The organism is Shouchella tritolerans (assembly GCF_025770735.1).
Lineage (GTDB): Bacteria > Bacillota > Bacilli > Bacillales > Bacillaceae_D > Shouchella > Shouchella tritolerans.
Map to the genome: position 1 here is coordinate 23,646 of NZ_JAODPB010000011.1, position 20,978 is coordinate 44,623.

At 46.2% G+C, this 20,978-nt stretch carries 31 protein-coding genes; all 31 read right to left on the minus strand.

All coding sequences use genetic code 11. The features are described 5' to 3' along the window. Nucleotides 1-24 precede the first annotated feature (24 nt). Nucleotides 25-243 carry a translation initiation factor IF-1 gene (gene infA / locus N6H06_RS21715; RefSeq protein WP_011245037.1) on the minus strand — a complete coding sequence of 73 codons (219 nt, stop codon included), beginning with the start codon at nucleotides 241-243 and terminating at the stop codon, nucleotides 25-27. An 84-nt stretch (nucleotides 244-327) separates the two neighbouring features. Continuing rightward, nucleotides 328-1,074, minus strand: a complete 747-nt coding sequence (map, locus tag N6H06_RS21720; protein ID WP_062751217.1) for a type I methionyl aminopeptidase — start codon at nucleotides 1,072-1,074, stop codon at nucleotides 328-330. Then, nucleotides 1,071-1,724 (minus strand): adenylate kinase, encoded by a 654-nt coding sequence (locus tag N6H06_RS21725; protein ID WP_062751219.1) that lies wholly within the window; start codon nucleotides 1,722-1,724, stop codon nucleotides 1,071-1,073. Before N6H06_RS21725 ends, map begins: the two co-directional genes overlap by 4 nt. Nucleotides 1,725-1,790: 66 nt before the next feature. Continuing rightward, complete coding sequence (gene secY, locus N6H06_RS21730; RefSeq protein WP_062751221.1) at nucleotides 1,791-3,101, minus strand: preprotein translocase subunit SecY; 1,311 nt, start codon at nucleotides 3,099-3,101, stop codon at nucleotides 1,791-1,793. Continuing rightward, complete coding sequence (gene rplO / locus N6H06_RS21735) at nucleotides 3,101-3,541, minus strand: 50S ribosomal protein L15 (RefSeq protein WP_011245033.1); 441 nt, start codon at nucleotides 3,539-3,541, stop codon at nucleotides 3,101-3,103. Before rplO ends, secY begins: the two co-directional genes overlap by 1 nt. A gap of 37 nt (nucleotides 3,542-3,578) precedes the next feature. Further along, nucleotides 3,579-3,767, minus strand: coding sequence for a 50S ribosomal protein L30 (gene rpmD / locus N6H06_RS21740; protein WP_011245032.1), 189 nt, complete (start codon nucleotides 3,765-3,767; stop codon nucleotides 3,579-3,581). A 13-nt stretch (nucleotides 3,768-3,780) separates the two neighbouring features. Next, nucleotides 3,781-4,281, minus strand: a complete 501-nt coding sequence (gene rpsE, locus N6H06_RS21745; protein WP_011245031.1) for a 30S ribosomal protein S5 — start codon at nucleotides 4,279-4,281, stop codon at nucleotides 3,781-3,783. Between the two features lie 24 nt (nucleotides 4,282-4,305). Next, nucleotides 4,306-4,668, minus strand: coding sequence for a 50S ribosomal protein L18 (gene rplR / locus N6H06_RS21750; RefSeq protein WP_011245030.1), 363 nt, complete (start codon nucleotides 4,666-4,668; stop codon nucleotides 4,306-4,308). Between the two features lie 30 nt (nucleotides 4,669-4,698). Beyond that, nucleotides 4,699-5,235, minus strand: a complete 537-nt coding sequence (gene rplF / locus N6H06_RS21755; RefSeq protein WP_062751223.1) for a 50S ribosomal protein L6 — start codon at nucleotides 5,233-5,235, stop codon at nucleotides 4,699-4,701. Between the two features lie 30 nt (nucleotides 5,236-5,265). Then, nucleotides 5,266-5,664, minus strand: coding sequence for a 30S ribosomal protein S8 (gene rpsH / locus N6H06_RS21760; RefSeq protein WP_062751225.1), 399 nt, complete (start codon nucleotides 5,662-5,664; stop codon nucleotides 5,266-5,268). 26 nt (nucleotides 5,665-5,690) lie between these two features. Next, nucleotides 5,691-5,876, minus strand: a complete 186-nt coding sequence (locus tag N6H06_RS21765) for a type Z 30S ribosomal protein S14 (RefSeq protein ID WP_011245027.1) — start codon at nucleotides 5,874-5,876, stop codon at nucleotides 5,691-5,693. 24 nt (nucleotides 5,877-5,900) lie between these two features. Further along, the gene (rplE, locus tag N6H06_RS21770) at nucleotides 5,901-6,440 is read right to left on the minus strand and encodes a 50S ribosomal protein L5 (protein ID WP_011245026.1); all 540 of its coding nucleotides are present in this window, start codon (nucleotides 6,438-6,440) and stop codon (nucleotides 5,901-5,903) included. A 27-nt stretch (nucleotides 6,441-6,467) separates the two neighbouring features. Further along, a complete protein-coding gene (rplX, locus tag N6H06_RS21775; RefSeq protein ID WP_011245025.1) occupies nucleotides 6,468-6,776 on the minus strand; it encodes a 50S ribosomal protein L24 in 309 nt (102 codons plus the stop codon). Between the two features lie 40 nt (nucleotides 6,777-6,816). Continuing rightward, a complete protein-coding gene (gene rplN, locus N6H06_RS21780; RefSeq protein ID WP_011245024.1) occupies nucleotides 6,817-7,185 on the minus strand; it encodes a 50S ribosomal protein L14 in 369 nt (122 codons plus the stop codon). Nucleotides 7,186-7,216: 31 nt separating this feature from the next. Then, nucleotides 7,217-7,477 (minus strand): 30S ribosomal protein S17, encoded by a 261-nt coding sequence (gene rpsQ / locus N6H06_RS21785; protein WP_011245023.1) that lies wholly within the window; start codon nucleotides 7,475-7,477, stop codon nucleotides 7,217-7,219. A 15-nt stretch (nucleotides 7,478-7,492) separates the two neighbouring features. Continuing rightward, nucleotides 7,493-7,696 (minus strand): 50S ribosomal protein L29, encoded by a 204-nt coding sequence (rpmC, locus tag N6H06_RS21790; protein ID WP_011245022.1) that lies wholly within the window; start codon nucleotides 7,694-7,696, stop codon nucleotides 7,493-7,495. Continuing rightward, entirely contained in the window at nucleotides 7,683-8,120 is a 438-nt protein-coding gene (rplP, locus tag N6H06_RS21795; protein ID WP_011245021.1) for a 50S ribosomal protein L16, read from the minus strand. The genes rpmC and rplP overlap by 14 nt, the downstream gene beginning before the upstream one ends. 2 nt (nucleotides 8,121-8,122) lie before the next feature. After that, a complete protein-coding gene (rpsC, locus tag N6H06_RS21800; RefSeq protein WP_011245020.1) occupies nucleotides 8,123-8,785 on the minus strand; it encodes a 30S ribosomal protein S3 in 663 nt (220 codons plus the stop codon). Between the two features lie 3 nt (nucleotides 8,786-8,788). Then, nucleotides 8,789-9,133 carry a 50S ribosomal protein L22 gene (rplV, locus tag N6H06_RS21805; protein ID WP_011245019.1) on the minus strand — a complete coding sequence of 115 codons (345 nt, stop codon included), beginning with the start codon at nucleotides 9,131-9,133 and terminating at the stop codon, nucleotides 8,789-8,791. A gap of 23 nt (nucleotides 9,134-9,156) precedes the next feature. Next, on the minus strand, nucleotides 9,157-9,432 hold the full coding sequence (rpsS, locus tag N6H06_RS21810; RefSeq protein WP_094424297.1) for a 30S ribosomal protein S19: 276 nt from the start codon (nucleotides 9,430-9,432) through the stop codon (nucleotides 9,157-9,159). A gap of 60 nt (nucleotides 9,433-9,492) precedes the next feature. Beyond that, nucleotides 9,493-10,323, minus strand: coding sequence for a 50S ribosomal protein L2 (gene rplB, locus N6H06_RS21815; protein ID WP_011245017.1), 831 nt, complete (start codon nucleotides 10,321-10,323; stop codon nucleotides 9,493-9,495). A 27-nt stretch (nucleotides 10,324-10,350) separates the two neighbouring features. Next, nucleotides 10,351-10,638, minus strand: a complete 288-nt coding sequence (gene rplW, locus N6H06_RS21820; RefSeq protein WP_011245016.1) for a 50S ribosomal protein L23 — start codon at nucleotides 10,636-10,638, stop codon at nucleotides 10,351-10,353. Then, on the minus strand, nucleotides 10,638-11,261 hold the full coding sequence (rplD, locus tag N6H06_RS21825) for a 50S ribosomal protein L4 (RefSeq protein ID WP_062751230.1): 624 nt from the start codon (nucleotides 11,259-11,261) through the stop codon (nucleotides 10,638-10,640). The genes rplW and rplD overlap by 1 nt, the downstream gene beginning before the upstream one ends. A 24-nt stretch (nucleotides 11,262-11,285) precedes the next feature. Continuing rightward, a complete protein-coding gene (gene rplC, locus N6H06_RS21830; protein WP_011245014.1) occupies nucleotides 11,286-11,906 on the minus strand; it encodes a 50S ribosomal protein L3 in 621 nt (206 codons plus the stop codon). Between the two features lie 37 nt (nucleotides 11,907-11,943). Next, nucleotides 11,944-12,252 (minus strand): 30S ribosomal protein S10, encoded by a 309-nt coding sequence (gene rpsJ, locus N6H06_RS21835; protein ID WP_011245013.1) that lies wholly within the window; start codon nucleotides 12,250-12,252, stop codon nucleotides 11,944-11,946. Between the two features lie 288 nt (nucleotides 12,253-12,540). Next, nucleotides 12,541-13,731 carry an elongation factor Tu gene (gene tuf / locus N6H06_RS21840; RefSeq protein WP_263707935.1) on the minus strand — a complete coding sequence of 397 codons (1,191 nt, stop codon included), beginning with the start codon at nucleotides 13,729-13,731 and terminating at the stop codon, nucleotides 12,541-12,543. A 121-nt stretch (nucleotides 13,732-13,852) separates the two neighbouring features. Beyond that, the gene (fusA, locus tag N6H06_RS21845) at nucleotides 13,853-15,931 is read right to left on the minus strand and encodes an elongation factor G (RefSeq protein WP_062751233.1); all 2,079 of its coding nucleotides are present in this window, start codon (nucleotides 15,929-15,931) and stop codon (nucleotides 13,853-13,855) included. 38 nt (nucleotides 15,932-15,969) lie between these two features. Further along, nucleotides 15,970-16,440 (minus strand): 30S ribosomal protein S7, encoded by a 471-nt coding sequence (gene rpsG / locus N6H06_RS21850; protein ID WP_011245010.1) that lies wholly within the window; start codon nucleotides 16,438-16,440, stop codon nucleotides 15,970-15,972. Between the two features lie 43 nt (nucleotides 16,441-16,483). Further along, nucleotides 16,484-16,903, minus strand: a complete 420-nt coding sequence (rpsL, locus tag N6H06_RS21855) for a 30S ribosomal protein S12 (protein ID WP_011245009.1) — start codon at nucleotides 16,901-16,903, stop codon at nucleotides 16,484-16,486. A 99-nt stretch (nucleotides 16,904-17,002) separates the two neighbouring features. Further along, complete coding sequence (locus tag N6H06_RS21860; protein WP_062751274.1) at nucleotides 17,003-17,251, minus strand: 50S ribosomal protein L7ae-like protein; 249 nt, start codon at nucleotides 17,249-17,251, stop codon at nucleotides 17,003-17,005. Nucleotides 17,252-17,351: 100 nt separating this feature from the next. Further along, the gene (gene rpoC / locus N6H06_RS21865; protein WP_062751234.1) at nucleotides 17,352-20,972 is read right to left on the minus strand and encodes a DNA-directed RNA polymerase subunit beta'; all 3,621 of its coding nucleotides are present in this window, start codon (nucleotides 20,970-20,972) and stop codon (nucleotides 17,352-17,354) included. Nucleotides 20,973-20,978: the final 6 nt, after the last annotated feature.

Here is a 20,978-nt window from a genome sequence, read left to right on the forward strand (position 1 = left end):
ACCTCCTTATATACGGAGAGTGTTTTATTTATAACGGTACGTAATCCGCCCGCGCGTCAAATCGTAAGGAGAAAGTTCAACCGTTACTTTATCGCCAGGCAAGATGCGGATAAAGTTCATGCGAATTTTTCCAGATACATGCGCAAGAATTTTATGACCGTTTTCAAGTTCTACACGAAACATTGCGTTTGGCAACGGCTCAATCACCGTGCCTTCCACTTCTATCACGTCTTCTTTTGCCATGAATGGATATCCTCCCTTCGAGTAGATGCAAGCAATACCTTTTTGTCTTCATCACTGTACAGACAGTCTATCTTACCTGAAAAATTATGCTTTCGTCAAGATCTCGTATCCTGTTTCTGTGATTGCAACCGTATGCTCAAAATGGGCACAGTTCTTTTTATCGACTGTCACCACTGTCCAGTTATCAGCAAGCGTCCGTACGTAACGAGAGCCTGCATTGACCATTGGCTCAATCGCCAATACCATTCCAGGCTTCAACTTTGGCCCTTTCCCAGGAGGACCGTAGTTGGGAATGTTCGGGTCTTCATGCAAGTCTTTCCCAATGCCGTGGCCGGCATACTCACGTACGACTGCGTATCCTGACTGTTCGACAAAAGCTTGAACCGCATGGGAAATATCCGATAGGCGATTTCCAGGGCGTGCCAGTTCTAACCCTTTGTACAAAGAAGCCTCCGTTGCATCAAGCAGCTTTTGGTCTTCTTCTTTAATCGTCCCGACTCCATACGTCCAAGCCGAATCGCCATGATAGCCATTGTAATAGGCGCCTATATCTAAGCTGATAACATCTCCATCTGCAAGCATGCGATCGCCAGGTATGCCGTGCACCAACTCTTCGTTCACCGACGCACAAATGCTTCCTGTGAAACCGCCGTATCCAAGAAAAGAAGGCGTTGCATCATGAGAACGAATAAACGCTTCAGCTAGTGCATCCAACTCACCAGTTGTAATGCCTGGCTTAATGTAAGGCTTCAAGTGGGCATGCGTTAGGGCGACAATCTGCCCGGCTTTTCGCATCACGTCAAGCTCGCGTTCCGTTTTAATGACAATCATGCACGCTTCTCCGATAGAATCGCTTTTATCTCAGCATACACAGTGTTCATGTCTTGGTTGCCGTCCACTTGTCTTAAGTAGCCTTTTGCTTCATAAAAGTCAATGAGTGGCTTCGTTTGCTTTTCATTTACTTCTAGGCGTCTTTTGACTGTTTCCGGCTTGTCGTCATCGCGTTGAATTAAATCGCTGCCGTCAATATCGCATTTGCCTTCCACTTTTGGCGGGTTATAAACAATATGGTATGTCTTACCCGAAGTAGGAGACACGCGGCGCCCCGTTAAACGCTCCATCAGAAGTTCTTTCGGGACTGCGATATTCAACACATGGTCAAGCTGTTTGCCGAGGGATGAAAGAATGCCTTCCAGCGCTTCCGCCTGGGCAATGGTACGAGGAAAACCATCGAGCAAAAAACCATTCTCGCAATCGTCTTCCGACAAACGCTCTTTGACTATTCCAATTGTTACTTCGTCAGGGACAAGATCACCTGCGTCTATAAACGACTTCGCTTTTAATCCAAGCTCCGTTTCGTTTTTCATCGCAGCGCGAAACATATCGCCTGTAGAAATGTGCGGAATGCCATAGTCGTTCACAATTTTTTCCGCCTGTGTTCCTTTGCCGGCGCCTGGCAATCCCATTAAAATTAAATTCATTAAGATCCCCTTCCTGCAAGTCAAAAAGACGAACGGGTAAGGCTTTTGTCCTGCCCGTCCTTCTTTTTAGTTAATGAAGCCTTTATACGAACGTTTAATGAGCTGCCCTTCGATTTGTTTCATCGTATCTAGCGCAACGCCAACGATGATTAACAAGCCCGTGCCGCCAATTTGCACTTGCTGCGGCAAGTCAAGTAGCGCAATAAACACAACCGGTATCGTTGCGATGGTCGCCAGGAATAGAGCACCAACGAACGTAAGCCGATATAAAATTTTCGTGATAAAAGACTGCGTTGCTTGACCAGGACGAATGCCAGGGATATACCCGCCTTGCCGTTTCAAATTATCGGCCATCTTTTCCGGGTTAACCTGTACAAATGTGTAAAAATACGTAAACGCGATAATCAGGACAACAAAAATGCTGCCTCCGATCCATGAACTGGGCACGAAATGTTCGATAATCCATCTTGCCCATGCCTTGTCCTCTGGTCCAACAAAAGAAGCAATGGTTGACGGAAAATAAAACAATGCTGAGGCAAAGATGACCGGAATGACCCCTGCAGCGTTCACTTTAATCGGCAAATGCGTTGACTGTCCGCCTACTTGGCTGCGATTGACGACGCGCTTCGCATATTGGACAGGTATTTTCCGCAAGGCTTGGTGCACGTAAATAACGCCAATGATAATCAGTAAAACGATTAAAGCGAGCAATGCAACGGTGGCGATGCTCAAAAACAACTGGTCGCCTGCGCCTTCAATTTCAGATGTATATAAAGCATTCAGCATGTTTGGAATGCCGGCTGCAATACCAGCAAAGATAATGAGCGAGATTCCATTCCCTACACCATGAGCCGTAATCTGCTCTCCTAGCCACATTAAAAATGCTGTACCCGCTGTAAGGACAATGGCGATATAGACGTACGTCATCACAGATGGATTTTCAATCAAGCCAGGGCCTGCTCCTTGATACATTGAATTAAAACCGACTGACATGGCGATTGCTTGGACAAACCCTAAAACAATCGTGCCATATCGAGTTACTTGCGTTAGCTTTTTCCGACCAGCCTCGCCCTGTTTCGCCCATTCTGCAAACTTCGGCACTACATCAAGTTGAAGAAGCTGAACAACGATCGAGGCTGTGATGTAAGGCATGATCCCCATTGCAAAAATCGAGAAGTTGCTTAATGCGCCGCCGCCAAAGGTATCGAGAAACCCAAAAGCATTAGCGCCGCCAAAAAGCATCTCAAGCGCATCACTGTTCGTGCCTGGCACGGGTATGAATGCGCCGATTCGAAAAACAATAAGCATCAGAAGCGTAAAGACGATTTTTCGACGTAAATCTCTCACACGGAAGATGTTGGAGATCGCCTTAAACATTAAACCACCTCGGTTTTTCCGCCAGCAGCCTCAATTGCTTTTACTGCAGATGCAGAGAACTTATGAGCTTTTACAGTCAAGTTTTTGTCTAAATTGCCATTGCCAAGCACTTTAATGCCATGCTTTACGTTTTTTACCGTTTTCGTTTCAATAAGAAGTTCTGGAGTCACTTCTGTGCCAGCTTCAAAACGATTCAGCACGTCTAGGTTCACAACTGTATACTCTTTACGGTGAATGTTCGTGAATCCACGTTTTGGCAAACGGCGATAAAGCGGGTTTTGCCCACCTTCAAATCCAGGACGAACGCCGCCGCCTGAACGGGCTTTTTGTCCTTTATGGCCTTTGCCTGCCGTTTTTCCGTTGCCAGAACCGATACCGCGACCTACACGATTGCGGACTTTGCGTGAACCTTCTGCTGGTTGTAGTTCGTGAAGTTTCATGCTTCCTACACCTCCTCGTTATGAAAAAATGATCTATTTACGCGTCGATCTCATTAACAGTAATCAAATGTTTAACTTTGTTTACCATTCCGCGGATCGCTGCATTATCTTCTTGTACGACCGTTTGGTGCAATTTACGCAAACCAAGCGTATTTACTGTCACGCGTTGATCGCTTGGGCGGCCAATCAAGCTACGTGTAAGGGTGATTTCTAATTTCTTCGCCATCGTAATCCCTCCCTTAACCTAACAGTTCTTCTACGGATTTGCCACGTAGTTTCGCTACTTCTTCAGCACGCTTCAAGTTTGTTAGGCCAGTTATAGTAGCGCGAACCATGTTGATCGGGTTGCTTGAGCCAAGAGATTTGGAAAGGACGTCACCGATGCCAGCGAGTTCAAGCACAGCACGTACAGGACCGCCAGCGATAACGCCAGTACCTTCAGAGGCTGGCTTCAAAAATACGCGACCCGCACCAAAACGCCCAACAATTTGGTGTGGAATCGTTGTATTAACGATCGGCACTTCAATTAAGTTTTTCTTTGCATCTTCTACAGCTTTACGAATGGCTTCAGGCACTTCTTGTGCTTTCCCCATTCCAAAACCGACGTGTCCGTTTTTGTCGCCTACGACCACAAGCGCGGCAAAACGAAAACGGCGTCCACCTTTAACCACTTTTGCAACACGGTTGATTGTGACAACTTTTTCTTCAAGTTCCAATGTGTTTGGATCGATAGAACGCATATACGATGTTTCCCTCCTTCGTAATTAGAATTTAAGGCCAGCTTCGCGAGCGCCATCCGCCAGCTCAGCAATACGGCCGTGATACAAGTAGCCTCCACGATCAAAGACCACTGATTCGAATCCCGCATCAACCGCACGTTTTCCTACAAGTTCGCCGACTTTACGCGCAGCTTCTTTGTTGCCGCCGTTCTCAAGCCCCAACTCTTTGTCAAGCGTAGAAGCTTGTGCAAGAGTTACGCCATTCACATCATCAATAAGCTGAGCGTAAATGTGCTTAGAAGAACGGAATACGTTCAAACGTGGACGCTGCGGCGTGCCGCTTAGTGTGCGGCGTACGTGAGCGTGTCTTTTCTTACGGCCTGCATTTTTGTTAGGCTTCGTAATCATGAGACGTCATTCCTTTCTATACGAAACTAATTATTTACCAGTTTTGCCTTCTTTGCGACGCACATATTCGCCTTCATAACGAATCCCTTTGCCTTTGTAAGGTTCAGGCAGACGGACAGCGCGAATGTTTGATGCAAGCGCCCCAACTCGTTCTTTGTTGATTCCTTTTACAACCACTTTCGTATTGGAAGGAACTTCGATTTCAAGGCCTTCTTCAGGAGTGATTTCAACTGGGTGAGAGTAACCAACGTTAAGCACAAGCTTGTTGCCAGATTTAGAAGCACGGTAACCGACACCGTTCAGTTCTAGCGCGCGTTCAAATCCTTTTGTTACACCTTCAACCATGTTGTTTACGAGCGCACGCATCGTTCCGTGAAGAGCACGGTGCTCTTTATGGTCAGACGGGCGTTCAAATGTAATTTCGTTGCCCTCAACAGTAATGTTAATATCCGGGTGAAGCTCACGGCTTAATTCACCTTTTGGACCTTTGACAGTGCAAAGGTTTCCGTCGAATGTAACTGTGACGCCATCAGGAATAATGACAGGTTTTTTACCTACGCGAGACATTTATGTCCACCTCCATTCATTTAAAGCTACTTACCAAACGTAAGCGAGCACTTCTCCGCCGACTTGTTGTTGACGTGCTTCTTTGTCGGTCAAAACGCCTTTTGAAGTTGAAACAAGCGCAATGCCTAAACCACCAAGAACACGTGGAAGTTCATTTGATTTTGCGTATACGCGCAATCCAGGTTTTGAAATACGCTTCAATCCAGTAATTACACGTTCGTTAGATGGACCGTATTTAAGGAAGATACGGATTACACCTTGTTTATTGTCTTCAATGAATTCGTAATCGCGGATGAAGCCCTCGCGCTTAAGAATATCGGCAATCTCTTTTTTAAGCATAGAGGCCGGAAGTTCTAGTTTTTCATGGCGTACAAGGTTCGCATTACGAATACGTGTCAGCATATCTGCAATTGGATCAGTCATGACCATTGATAATTACCTCCTTCCAATCGTTTTTACCAGCTTGCTTTTTTCACGCCAGGAATTTGCCCTTTGTAAGCAAGTTCTCTGAAGCAAATACGGCAAAGTTTGAATTTGCGCAGCACTGAATGAGGACGGCCGCAACGCTCACAACGAGTATAAGCTTGAACATTATACTTCGGTGTGCGTTTTTGCTTTGCGATCATTGATTTTTTTGCCAACGTGTTCCCTCCTCTTCTAAGAGATTATTTTTGGAACGGCATGCCTACTTGAGTAAGTAATTCACGCGCTTCTTCGTCTGTTTTCGCAGTTGTGACGATGACAATGTCCATACCGCGGACTTTATCGACTTTATCGTAATCAATCTCAGGGAAAATCAGTTGCTCTCTCACGCCGAGCGTGTAGTTTCCGCGACCGTCAAACGCTTTTTTTGATACACCGCGGAAGTCGCGAACACGTGGCAATGAAACAGATACTAATTTATCCAAGAAGTCATACATGCGCTCGCCACGCAATGTTACTTTTGCACCGATTGGCATTCCTTCACGGAGTTTAAAGCCGGCAATCGATTTTTTTGCTTTCGTAATGACAGGCTTTTGACCAGTGATCGCTTGCAGTTCTTCAACAGCTTTGTCGAGCACTTTCGCATTTTGAACGGCATCGCCAATGCCCATGTTGACAACGATTTTCTCAATCTTTGGCACAGCCATTACAGATGGGTAATTAAACTTCTCTGTTAGAGAAGAAACGATTTCGTTTTGGTATTTCTCTTTTAAACGATTCATTGAAATGGTCCTCCTTTCACACACTGACTACTTAATGATTTCGCCAGATTTTTTTGCAACGCGTACTTTTTTGCCGTTTTCTTCTTTGTAGCCCACTCGAGTGCGTTCACCTGTCTTTGGATCAACAAGCATGACATTGGAAGAGTGGATCGGTGCTTCTTGGTTTAGAATTCCGCCTTGTGGATTGTCTTGCGACGGCTTAGCGTGTTTTTTCACCATGTTTACACCTTCAACGAGCACACGGCTTTTTTTCGGGTAAGCTTCTAGTACCGTCCCTTGCTTCCCTTTGTCTTTGCCTGTAATGACAACGACTTTGTCGCCTTTTTTGACATGCATACAATGGCACCTCCTTAAGCTTAGTACATCAATTCTCTGCTTAAAGAACTTCTGGAGCAAGAGAAACGATTTTCATGAACTGGTTGTCACGAAGTTCACGTGCAACTGGTCCAAAGATACGAGTTCCGCGCGGGCTTTTGTCGTCACGGACAATGACTGCTGCGTTTTCGTCAAATTTGATGTAAGAACCATCATTGCGGCGTACACCACTTTTAGAACGAACGATTACAGCCTTTACAACGTCGCCTTTCTTGACAACGCCCCCTGGTGTTGCTTCTTTTACCGAACAAACAATGACATCGCCAATGTTCGCTATCTTACGCCCAGAGCCACCTAGCACTTTAATGCAGAGCACTTCACGGGCCCCAGAGTTGTCGGCGACTTTTAAGCGGCTTTCTTGTTGGATCATTCAGTTTTACCTCCCTTCAACGGACGCATTGTCAAATGATGATCGCTTCTTCGACGATCTCTACTAAACGGAAACGTTTATCTTTTGAAAGCGGGCGTGTTTCCATAATGCGGACAATGTCGCCTACTTTTGCAGTGTTTTGTTCATCATGCGCTTTAAATTTCTTTGAGTATTTTACGCGTTTTCCGTAAAGGCGGTCTTTTTTATACGTTTCAACGAGTACAGTGATGGTTTTATCCATTTTATCAGAAACGACACGCCCTTGGTAAACTTTACGCTGGTTGCGGTCCATGCAGCAAACCCTCCTTTAGCCGTTGTTAATTCCGAGCTCACGTTCGCGCAAGACCGTTTTAGCACGAGCGATGCTTTTACGGACTTCACGGATACGAACTGGGTTGTCAAGTTGTCCAGTTGCGAGTTGAAAGCGTAGATTGAATAACTCTTCTTTTAGAGATTGTGTCTTTTGTTCAATTTCAGCAGTGGTTAAATCGCGGAGATCAGTTGCTTTCATTTGAGTCACCACCCACTTCTTCGCGTTTTACAAACTTACATTTAATCGGTAATTTGTGAGAGGCAAGACGTAATGCTTCGCGGGCAACTTCTTCAGATACACCGGAAATTTCGAACATAATCTTACCTGGTTTCACAACGGCAACCCATCCTTCAGGTGCCCCTTTACCAGAACCCATACGAACTTCAAGCGGCTTTGCTGTGTATGGTTTTGAAGGGAAAATTTTAATCCATACTTTACCGCCACGTTTCATGTAACGAGTCATCGCAATACGAGCTGCCTCAATTTGACGGTTTGTGATCCATGAAGCTTCAAGAGCTTGCAAACCAAACTCGCCAAAGTGGACTTCTGTACCGCCTTTTGCACGCCCGCGCATTTTTCCGCGGTGTTCGCGACGGTATTTTACACGTTTAGGCATTAACATGATTAGTTGCCTCCTTCCTCTTTGTTCGTTCCTTTCGTTGGAAGGACTTCACCACGATAAACCCAGATTTTTACGCCGATTTTACCGTATGTTGTATCAGCTTCAGCTGTACCATAGTCAATATCAGCACGAAGCGTGTGAAGTGGAACAGTTCCTTCGCTATAGTGCTCAGCACGAGCAATGTCTGCTCCGCCAAGGCGGCCTGACACTTGTGTTTTAATTCCTTTTGCACCAGCGCGCATTGTGCGTTGAATTGCTTGTTTCATTGCACGACGGAATGAAATACGGTTTTCAAGTTGACGTGCAATGTTTTCAGCAACAAGCTTGGCGTCAAGGTCTGCTTGCTTGATTTCTGAAATGTTAATGTGCACGCGTTTTCCTGTTAACTCATTAAGAGATTTACGAAGTGCTTCAACTTCTGAACCGCCTTTTCCGATCACCATACCTGGCTTGGCAGTAGAAATTGTGATGTTCACACGGTTCGCAGCACGCTCAATTTCTACTTTTGAGACAGAGGCATCTTTTAGACGGCCTTCTACATGCTCGCGAATCGCGATGTCTTCGTGAAGCAAGTCTGCGTAGTCTTTCTTGCCGGCATACCATTTAGAATCCCAATCACGGATGACGCCGACGCGCAGACCGACTGGATTTACTTTTTGACCCATATGTTATCCCTCCTTCTTTTCTGTTACAACCAATGTAATATGGCTTGTGCGTTTATTGATCCGGCTAGCGCGGCCTTGTGCGCGTGGACGGAAACGTTTCAGCGTTACGCCTTCGTTCACGTACGCTTCAGATATTACGAGATTGTTTGGCTCCATTTCATAGTTGTGCTCAGCGTTCGCAATTGCCGAATTTAAAAGCTTTTCAACTACTGGAGAAGCAGCTTTAGGCGTGTGTTTTAAAATAGCGATGGCTTCACCGACTTGCTTACCACGAATAAGATCGATCACAAGACGGACTTTGCGAGGCGCTATGCGGACTTGCTTCGCAACAGCTTTAGCTTGTTCCATGAGAAAAGGTCCTCCTTCCTTACTTAGCGTCTTGTTTTCTTATCAGCGGCATGCCCTTTGTACGTACGAGTAGGGGCAAATTCGCCAAGTTTGTGACCAACCATGTCTTCAGAAACGTAAACCGGTACATGCTTGCGGCCATCATAGACAGCAAACGTGTGGCCGATAAATTCAGGGAAAATTGTTGAACGACGAGACCAAGTCTTCACGACTTTCTTGTCGTTCGTTGCGTTTAATGCTTCTACTTTTTTCATGAGATGACCATCAACGAAAGGTCCTTTTTTCAAACTACGGCCCATGTATGTTCCTCCTTTCGGGATTCGTCCACGGTTCTGCGTGAGAACCGCAGGCAAACCACGTTATTTTTTACGACGGCGAACAATGTACTTGTCGGAGTGTTTGTTTTTCTTACGTGTTTTGTAACCAAGCGTTGGTTTGCCCCATGGTGACATTGGCGACGGACGGCCAATTGGCGCTTTTCCTTCACCACCGCCATGCGGGTGATCGTTAGGGTTCATAACAGAACCACGAACAGTTGGGCGGATGCCTTTCCAACGTGAACGTCCAGCTTTACCGATGTTAATCAGTTCATGCTCAACATTTCCGACTTGGCCAATTGTAGCGCGGCAAGTAGATAAAATGTAGCGTGTTTCCCCTGAGTTCAAACGAACAAGGGCATAATCGCCTTCTTTACCAAGAAGCTGGGCTTCTGTGCCAGCTGAACGGACTAACTGACCGCCTTTTCCTGGACGAAGCTCGATATTGTGGATCACTGTACCTACTGGAATATTCGCTAACGGCAATGCGTTACCTGTTTTAATGTCGGCATCAGGACCAGACACGATAACTGTGCCAACTGTTAGACCTTTAGGCGCTAGAATGTAACGCTTCTCGCCATCTGCATAGTTGATTAAAGCGATATTCGCGGAACGGTTTGGATCGTATTCGATCGTGGCAACGCGGCCCGGAATTCCATCTTTGTTGCGTTTAAAGTCAATAACACGATATTGACGTTTATGGCCGCCACCTTGGTGACGAACAGTTAAACGACCTTGGTTGTTGCGTCCGCCTTTTTTATGCAAAGGGGCAAGCAACGACTTTTCCGGCTTGTCAGTCGTAATTTCAGCAAAATCAGATACGCTCATATTACGACGACCGGCACTGGTCGGTTTATACTTTTTAATTGCCATGTTGATGTTCCCTCCTTCTCTTGTTACTTACACTTCAAAGAAGTCTAGTTCTTTACTGTCAGCAGAGAGCTGAACAATTGCTTTTTTGCGTTTAGGGGTAAAGCCCGTGTAGCGTCCGAAACGCTTCGCTTTCCCTTTATAATTTACTGTGTTAACGTTTGTCACTTTCACTTCAAAGATTTCTTCAATAGCATCTTTGATTTGCGTTTTGTTGGCGCGGACGTCAACTTCAAACGTGTATTTTTTGTCTTCCATCAGTTCAGTAGAACGTTCAGTGATGACAGGGCGCTTAATGATATCACGTGCGTTTGACATTACGCAAGCACCTCCTCTACCTTTTCGACTGCGTCTTTTGTGATGACAAGCTTGTCATGTTTAAGCAAGTCAAGGACGTTTACGCCGTCGGCTGTAAGGAACGTGATCCCTGGCAAGTTCCGTGCAGACAAAGCAACATTTTCGTTGTAGTCAGCTGTTACAACGAGTGCTTTTGAATCTACAGAAAGGCTTGCAAGCACGTCCTTCATAGCTTTCGTTTTGATTGCTTCTAGCTTCAAGTCATCTAGTACAACCAACTCTGAGTCTTTCACTTTAGATGAAAGCGCTGATTTAATAGCAAGACGACGAACTTTCTTCGGCAGTTTGTAGCTATAGCTGCGCGGTGTTGGACCAAATACTACGCCACCACCAACCCATTGTGGGCTGCGAATAGAACCTTGGCGAGCACGCCCAGTTCCTTTTTGACGCCATGGCTTTCTTCCGCCGCCGCGTACTTCTGAACGGCCTTTGGTTTTGTGTGTACCTTGACGAAGAGATGCTTGTTGCATAACAACAGCGTCATGTAAGACACTTTCATTTGGCTCAACACCAAAAACGGTGTCCGCTAGTTCGATCTCTCCTACTTGTGAACCTGTTTGGTTAAAAAGTGATACTTTCGGCATTCGAATGGCCTCCTTTCTTAAGCGTTACGCCTTAACTGCAGATTGCACAGTTACATAGCTTTTCTTAGCCCCTGGCACGTTGCCTTTAACGAGAAGCAAGTTGCGCTCTTCGTCAACGCGAACGATCTCAAGGTTTTGCATTGTAATTTGTTCTCCGCCCATACGGCCAGGAAGCGCTTTGCCTTTAAAAACACGGTTTGGCGCTACAGGGCCCATTGAACCTGGACGACGGTGGTAACGAGAGCCGTGTGACATTGGTCCACGGGATTGGTTATGGCGTTTGATCGCGCCTTGGAACCCTTTCCCTTTAGACGTTCCTGTTACGTCAACAAGATCTCCTGCTGCAAATGTTGTTACGTTAATCGCTTGACCTACCTCAACTTCGTCAAGATTAACGCCACGGATTTCCTTAATGAAGCGCTTAGGAGCCGTCTCAGCTTTTGCGGCATGGCCGGTAGCTGGTTTGTTCGGCTTTTTCGCATCAGCAAAACCGATCTGAATCGCCTCGTAGCCATCAGATTCCACTGTCTTCTTTTGAAGGACAATATTTGGTTCTGCTTCAATTACTGTTACTGGAATGACTTCTCCGTTTTCTGCAAACACTTGAGTCATACCGATTTTTCTACCTAAGATTCCTTTGGTCATCCGTTACACCTCCTACTATTGTTCGTTTTATATAGTCTTACAGTTTTATTTCAATATCAACGCCAGATGGTAAATCCAAACGCATTAAAGCATCGACTGTTTGCGGCGTTGGATTAATGATGTCAATTAGACGTTTGTGCGTACGCATTTCGAACTGTTCGCGGGAATCTTTGTATTTATGAACCGCACGCAGAATCGTGTAGACCGATTTTTCAGTTGGAAGTGGAATCGGACCTGAAACGCTCGCACCTGAACGTTTTGCCGTTTCTACAATCTTCTCAGCTGATTGATCTAACACGCGGTGATCATACGCTTTTAAACGAATACGAATCTTTTGTTTTGCCATGATAGCCCTCCTTTATCGTCCATTTTTAAAATAGACATACTCCGCGGAAATTTCCTCACCCTCCCATGGCAAAGGGGCCGGGTGTGTCAGCAACCTTCCGCATCATCGCTGTCAACGTGCAAACACGAAAATAACCGTTCCCTACCTTTCTCTTAGGCATGAAACGTAACCATCGGGCACACTTCTACTATTATATAGATTTAGGCCAGTGAACGCAAGGGATTCAAGAAAAAAACATAAAACAAAAGAGGACGATCGATAACCGTCCTCTTTTGCATAAGCATAAGCTTATTCAATAATCGTAGAAACAACGCCTGAACCAACAGTACGTCCGCCTTCACGGATAGAGAAGCGTGTACCTTCTTCGATTGCGATAGGCGCAATTAGTTCAACTGTCATTTCAGTGTTATCGCCAGGCATAACCATTTCCGTTCCTTCTGGAAGGTTTACAACGCCAGTTACGTCCGTTGTACGGAAATAGAATTGTGGACGATAGTTAGAGAAGAATGGCGTATGACGTCCACCCTCGTCTTTAGAAAGGACATACACTTCAGCAGAGAACTTTGTGTGTGGCGTAATTGTGCCTGGTTTTGCAAGCACTTGCCCACGTTGGATTTCTTCGCGGGAAACGCCACGAAGAAGTGCGCCAATGTTGTCGCCAGCTTCTGCATAGTCAAGAAGCTTACGGAACATTTCTACACCTGTAACAGTTGTAGATTTTTTCTCTTCGTTGATACCAAGAATTTCAACCGTGTCGCCAACATTCAATTGTCCACGCTCTACACGGCCAGTCGCAACTGTACCACGACCAGTGATAGAGAACACGTCCTCAACAGGCATCATAAATGGTTTGTCTTTGTCGCGTTCTGGAGTTGGGATGTACTCATCGACTGCATTCATCAATTCGATGATTTTTTCTTCCCACTCAGCTTCGCCTTGGAGAGCTTTAAGGGCAGAACCTTGGATAACAGGAACATCGTCGCCAGGGAAGTCGTACTCAGAAAGAAGGTCACGTACTTCCATTTCAACAAGCTCAAGAAGTTCTTCGTCATCAACCATGTCGCATTTGTTTAGGAATACAACAAGGTAAGGAACACCTACGTTACGAGAAAGCAAGATGTGCTCACGTGTTTGTGGCATTGGGCCGTCAGCAGCAGATACAACTAGGATACCGCCGTCCATTTGTGCAGCACCAGTGATCATGTTTTTAACATAGTCAGCGTGGCCTGGGCAGTCAACGTGTGCATAGTGACGAGCATCTGTTTCATATTCAACGTGTGCTGTTGAAATTGTGATACCGCGCTCGCGCTCTTCTGGAGCACCGTCGATCGCGTCATATGCCATTGCTTGGCCTTTACCAGAACGCTTTGCAAGTACAGTTGTAATTGCAGCTGTTAGAGTTGTTTTACCATGGTCAACGTGTCCAATTGTACCAATGTTGGCATGTGTTTTGGAGCGGTCGAATTTTTCTTTTGCCATGAGTCATTTTCCTCCCTTAAATACGGATTTGATTTTATGTCAATAAGAAAGGACGGCTGAATGGTCAGCCTATTCCTCCCCTAGCTTACAACAAAAAATGTCGCAAAACAACGAGAAGTAATTAAGCACCCGTTTGTTTTTTGATAATTTCTTCGGCAATGCTCTTCGGCACTTCTTCGTAGTGGTCGAAAACCATTGAGTATGTGCCACGTCCTTGCGTACGAGAACGAAGGCTTGTTGCATAACCGAACATTTCCGCAAGCGGTACAAACGCTTTTACAACTTGCGCATTTCCACGTGCTTCCATGCCTTCGACACGGCCCCGGCGTGCTGTAACGTCACCCATAATGTCACCCATGTATTCTTCTGGGACGACAATTTCAACTTTTGAAATCGGCTCAAGCAGAACTGGGTCACATTTTGACTTAGCGTTTTTAAGCGCCATTGAAGCGGCGATCTTAAAGGCCATTTCAGAAGAGTCAACATCATGGTATGAACCGTCATAAAGCTTTGCTTTAATGTCGATGACAGGATAGCCTGCAATCATACCGTTTTGCAACGCTTCTTCAATACCCGCTTGAACGGACGGGATGTATTCACGAGGAACGACGCCTCCGACAATCGCGTTTTCAAATTCAAAGCCAGCGCCTTCTTCGTTTGGCGAGAACTCAACCCAAACGTGTCCGAACTGACCGCGTCCACCAGATTGGCGAACGAATTTGCCTTCCACTTGTGCAGCAGTACGGATTGTTTCACGGTAAGAAACTTGCGGCGCACCAACGTTCGCTTCGACCTTAAACTCGCGGCGTAGACGGTCAACGATAATGTCAAGGTGAAGCTCACCCATACCACCAATAACCGTTTCACCCGTCTCTTCGTCCGTAAATGTTTTGAAAGTCGGATCTTCTTCAGCAAGCTTGGCAAGCGCAATACCCATTTTGTCTTGGTCGGCCTTTGATTTCGGCTCAACGGACAAATGGATAACTGGATCTGGAAATTCCATAGACTCTAAAATAACAAGATTTTTCTCGTCGCATAGAGTATCGCCAGTTGTTGTATCTTTCAAACCAACAGCAGCTGCAATATCTCCGGAGTAAACAGTTGAAATTTCCTCACGGGAGTTTGCGTGCATTTGCAGGATACGTCCGATACGCTCACGCTTGTCTTTCGTTGCATTGCGCACATAGGAACCAGAGTTAAGCGTACCTGAGTAAACACGGAAGAATGTAAGTTTCCCTACAAATGGATCCGTCATTACTTTAAAAGCCAATGCGGCAAACGGTTGGTCGTCGCCAGGCTCACGCGTTACTTCTTCGTCTGTTCCAGGGACTTGGCCGCGGATTGCTGCGACGTCAAGCGGTGATGGCAAGTAGTCAAGCACTGCATCAAGAAGCGCTTGAACCCCTTTGTTCTTAAAGGCAGTACCACAAACGACTGGGTAGAACTCAACATTACAAGTTCCTTTGCGGATAGCCGCTTTTAGTTCGTCTTTTGTTAATTCTTCGCCTTCTAGATACTTCATCATGAGCTCTTCGTCTAATTCTGCTACAGCTTCAACCAACGATTCACGAAGGCTTTCCGCTTCGTCTTTATAGTCAGCAGGAACTTCAGTAACTTCCCAATCTTGGCCTAAGTCGTCTTTCGAAATATGCGCTTGCATTTCGATCAAATCGACAAAGCCGACGAAATCATCTTCAGCGCCAATCGGCAACTGGATTGGATGTGCATTGGCCTGCAAACGGTCACGCAAAGTGCTTACAGAATACATGAAATCGGCACCGGTTTTGTCCATTTTGTTGATGAATACAATACGCGGCACCCCGTATGTCGTCGCTTGACGCCATACTGTTTCTGTTTGCGGCTCAACGCCTGATTGCGCGTCAAGTACCGCAACAGCTCCATCAAGTACACGTAACGAACGTTCAACTTCAACTGTAAAGTCTACGTGTCCAGGTGTATCAATAATGTTGATACGGTGGCCTTTCCACTGAGCTGTTGTAGCCGCAGACGTGATCGTAATGCCACGTTCTTGCTCTTGCTCCATCCAGTCCATTTGGGAGGCACCTTCGTGTGTTTCACCAATCTTGTGCACACGACCTGTGTAGAACAAAATACGTTCTGTTGTCGTCGTTTTACCGGCATCAATGTGAGCCATGATGCCGATATTACGCGTATCTTTTAAGGAGAATTCTCTTGCCATAGGTTCGTTCTCCTTTCTCTATCGAGTGAATAAGATTCTTACCAACGATAATGAGCAAATGCTTTGTTCGCTTCTGCCATTTTGTGCGTGTCTTCGCGCTTCTTGACAGCCGCGCCAGCATTGTTGGCTGCATCAAGAATTTCGTTAGCGAGACGCTCTTCCATTGTCTTTTCGCCACGAAGACGTGCGTAATTGACCAACCAACGCAAACCTAGAGTCGTACGACGCTCTGGTTTCACTTCAATTGGCACTTGATAGTTGGAACCGCCGACACGGCGAGCTTTCACTTCAAGGACAGGCATAATGTTTTTCAACGCTTGATCGAATACTTCCATTGGATCGTTACCGCTACGCTCTTTTACTAGTTCAAACGCATTATAAAGAATCGTTTGTGCTGTTCCACGCTTCCCGTCAACCATGATGCGGTTAATGAGGCGGGTAACAAGTTTAGAGTTATATATTGGATCAGGCAATACGTCGCGACGTGCAACTGGACCTTTACGAGGCATGTTTCCCCCTCCTTTCAACATTTATCTACATTAAAAACGTAGGTTATTTCTTATCTTTTGGCTTTTTTGTACCGTATTTTGAACGGCCTTGCATACGGTTTTGAACACCAGCAGTGTCAAGAGCGCCACGCACGATGTGGTAGCGTACCCCTGGCAAGTCTTTAACACGGCCACCGCGGATAAGCACAACACTGTGCTCTTGCAAGTTATGGCCAATGCCTGGGATGTATGCAGTAACCTCAATTTGGTTTGTCAAACGCACACGCGCATATTTACGAAGAGCCGAGTTCGGTTTCTTCGGCGTCATTGTGCCGACACGAGTACAAACACCGCGTTTTTGCGGAGAAGAAACATCCGTTTGTGACTTCTTGAAACTGTTGTACCCTTTGTTCAACGCAGGTGAGTCAGACTTTTTCACTTTGTCTACCCGGCCTTTGCGGATTAACTGGTTAATAGTAGGCATGTTGTGTTCCTCCCTTCCACATTTTTAAGACCACTGATCCAGGTGGTTCATGTTTAGGCAAAAGAATATATTGTAAGGCGTCAGCGCCAAACAATATCTTTACTTCCTTAACGCTACAGCAGCAGCGCCAACATCAATTCCGCAAGCTTTTCCTAGCCGTTTCATTGAGTCGACATACACGACCGTCACATCTGTATCTTTCGCGGCTTCAAGTACGTCTGCCACAACTCGTGGGTCAGCGTCTTTTGCCACGTACAATTCACTGACTAAACGAGCGTGTAAAGCTTTTTGTGTCTGTTTCTTACCGATAATCGGATCTTTTGCCTGCTCCACTTTTTCATAAGACATCATTCTCATCCTCCAAAGCAACAGGCCTCATCAGGCACACTTTGATATATTATCACCGCCTGATAGGCTGTGTCAACAGCCTATCGCGGCGATTCTAAAATTAATCTTGGACAAGCACTTCTTCTGGCGTACCCGCTTCTTCATTCTCAGCTCTTTCATCATGAGTGGAATGAATGCCGAGCGTTTTATAGCGAGCAAGCCCTGTTCCCGCCGGAACGAGTTTGCCGATGATGACATTTTCTTTCAAGCCAAGCAACTCGTCGCGTTTTCCTTTAATGGCTGCATCCGTCAAGACACGTGTGGTTTCTTGGAATGAAGCAGCAGATAAGAAGGAATCCGTTTCAAGTGAAGCTTTCGTAATGCCTAACAGCACTGGGCGGCCAGTAGCTGGACGCATATTGCTTAACAACACTTTCTTGTTTGCTTCGTTAAAGCGTTGAATTTCAACGAGAGAGCCAGGAAGAATGCCTGTATCTCCAGCATCAACGACACGCACTTTGCGAAGCATTTGCCGAACCATTACTTCAACGTGCTTATCGCCAATTTCTACCCCTTGGAGACGGTATACTTTTTGGACTTCACGGAGCAAGTATTCTTGTACGCCACCCATACCCGTTACTTTGAGAAGTTCTTTTGGATCAATCGAACCTTCTGTTAACGTTTGGCCAGCAACAACCTTGTCCCCGACTGCCACTTTCAGACGAGAGCCATACGGAATCGAGTAACTTTTCGTCTCGAGTTCACTTTGTACAGTGACTTCACGTTTGTCGCCGTCTCTGACATCGACCACATCGCCGTCGATTTCGGTAATAACGGCCTGCCCTTTTGGATTACGGGCTTCAAACAGCTCTTGAATACGTGGAAGACCTTGGGTAATATCGTCTCCAGCAACACCGCCTGTGTGGAACGTCCGCATTGTTAGCTGCGTTCCTGGTTCCCCGATGGACTGGGCGGCGATGATGCCAACTGCTTCGCCAACTTCTACATCGCTGCCAGTAGCGAGGTTGCGGCCATAGCAAGCCTTGCACACGCCGTGATGTGTGTTACAAGTGAAGACAGACCGAATCGTTACTGATTCAACGCCAGCATCAACAATTTGTTTAGCTGTGTCCTCATTCATCAACTCGCCGCGGTGGACAAGGACCTCATCCGTTTCTGGATGACGCACCGTTTTGAAAGCAACACGGCCGACTAAACGGTCGTAAAGGCCTTCAATCGTTTCGGTACCTTCTTGAATCGCCGTCACTTCCAAGCCACGGTCTGTGCCACAGTCATTTTCCCGAACAATGACATCTTGGGCTACGTCAACAAGGCGGCGTGTCAAGTAACCTGAGTCAGCTGTTTTCAGCGCTGTATCAGCAAGACCTTTCCGGGCTCCGTGCGTTGAAATAAAGTACTCAAGGACTGTCAGCCCTTCACGGAAGCTCGATTTAATTGGAAGTTCAATGATCCGTCCAGATGGGTTGGCCATCAAACCACGCATACCAGCAAGCTGGGTAAAGTTTGAGGCGTTACCACGAGCGCCTGAATCACTCATCATGAAGATTGGATTGCGGGCATCAAGGGTACCCATGAGCTTGCTTTGGATTAAGTCTTTGGCGTCGCTCCAAATTGAGATGACGCGGTCGTAGCGCTCTTCTTCCGTGATCAAACCACGGCGGAATTGCTTCATGATGCGCTCGACTTTTTTGTCCGCTTCATCAAGAATTTCTTTCTTCTCGGAAAGGACGACAATGTCTGACACGCCTACCGTGATCCCGGCTTTCGTTGAATACTTAAAGCCAAGGTCTTTCATCCGGTCAAGCATTTTAGACGTTTCCGTAATCTTGAATTTCTTGAACACTTCCGAAATGATGTTGCCAAGAAACCCTTTTTTAAACGGCGGAACAAGATCCCGTTCTTTTAAGAGTTGTTTTACATTGGTGTTGCTTGGTACCAAGTATTTTTCTGGCGTCTTCACTTCCAAGTTCGACGCCGTCGGCTCATTGATGTACGGGAACGAGTCAGGCATAATCTCGTTAAACAAAAGTTTTCCGACTGTTGTCAATAGCAACATGTTCGACTCTTCGTCAGCAAACGTCGGTTTATTCAGCGATGCCACTGGAACAGCAATACGTGTATGCAAGTGGACATAGCCGTTTTGATACGCGATTAGCGCTTCGTTGGAATCTTTAAATACAGAGCCTTCCCCACGGGCATTTGCATTTTCCATTGTCAAATAATAGTTTCCTAAAACCATATCTTGAGAAGGCGTTACAACCGGTTTGCCATCTTTAGGGTTCAAGATGTTTTGTGCAGCAAGCATGAGAATCCGTGCTTCCGCTTGTGCTTCCGCCGACAACGGCACGTGGACAGCCATTTGGTCGCCGTCAAAGTCGGCGTTGTATGCTGTACAGACAAGCGGATGCAATTTAATTGCACGCCCTTCTACTAAGATAGGCTCGAACGCTTGAATTCCAAGACGGTGCAATGTTGGCGCACGGTTCAGGAGGACAGGATGCTCGCGGATGACTTCTTCAAGCACATCCCAAACTTCCGGCTGGACACGCTCGACTTTCCGCTTAGCGCTCTTAATGTTATGGGCAAGCCCTTTAGAAACAAGCTCTTTCATCACAAAAGGCTTGAATAATTCTAGCGCCATTTCTTTTGGAAGCCCGCATTGGTACATTTTCAAGTTAGGACCAACTACGATAACCGAACGGCCGGAATAGTCAACCCGTTTTCCGAGCAAGTTTTGGCGGAAACGCCCTTGTTTCCCTTTTAGCATATGGGACAATGATTTTAACGGACGGTTCCCTGGGCCAGTAACTGGGCGGCCGCGGCGTCCATTATCAATCAAGGCATCGACAGCTTCTTGAAGCATCCGCTTCTCATTTTGCACAATAATGTTCGGCGCTCCTAAATCAAGCAACCGTTTCAAACGGTTATTGCGGTTAATGACGCGGCGGTACAAGTCATTTAAATCAGAAGTAGCAAAGCGGCCGCCATCTAGCTGTACCATTGGCCGTAATTCTGGCGGAATGACAGGAAGAACATCAAGCACCATCCATGACGGTTCATTACCAGAATTGCGGAATGCTTCCAGCACTTCTAGCCGTTTAATCGCACGTGTACGCCGTTGCCCTTGTGCTGTTTCGAGCTCTTCTTTAAGGGCATTGACTTCTTTTTGTAAGTCAATGTCGGCAAGCAATTTGCGAATCGCTTCCGCACCCATAGAAGCTGTAAACGTACGGCCATATTTATCGTAATAAGCACGGTACTCTTTCTCTGACAAAAGCTGTTTTTTCTCTAGTGGTGTATCGCCTGGTTCAGTCACTACATAAGAAGCGAAGTAAATGACTTCCTCAAGGGAACGGGGCGACATATCCAGCACAAGGCCCATCCGACTTGGAATCCCTTTAAAATACCAAATATGCGACACAGGAGCGGCAAGCTCAATATGCCCCATCCGTTCCCGGCGCACTTTTGCACGGGTAACTTCAACGCCGCAGCGATCGCAAACGACCCCTTTGTAACGGACACGCTTATATTTTCCGCAGTGGCATTCCCAGTCTTTCTGCGGCCCAAAAATACGCTCACAGAACAAACCATCTTTTTCCGGCTTTAATGTCCGGTAGTTGATTGTTTCTGGTTTTTTGACTTCTCCACGGGACCACGAGCGGATTTTATTTGGTGATGCCAAACCAATTTTCATGTATTCAAAGTTATTTACATCGATCAAGGGGCC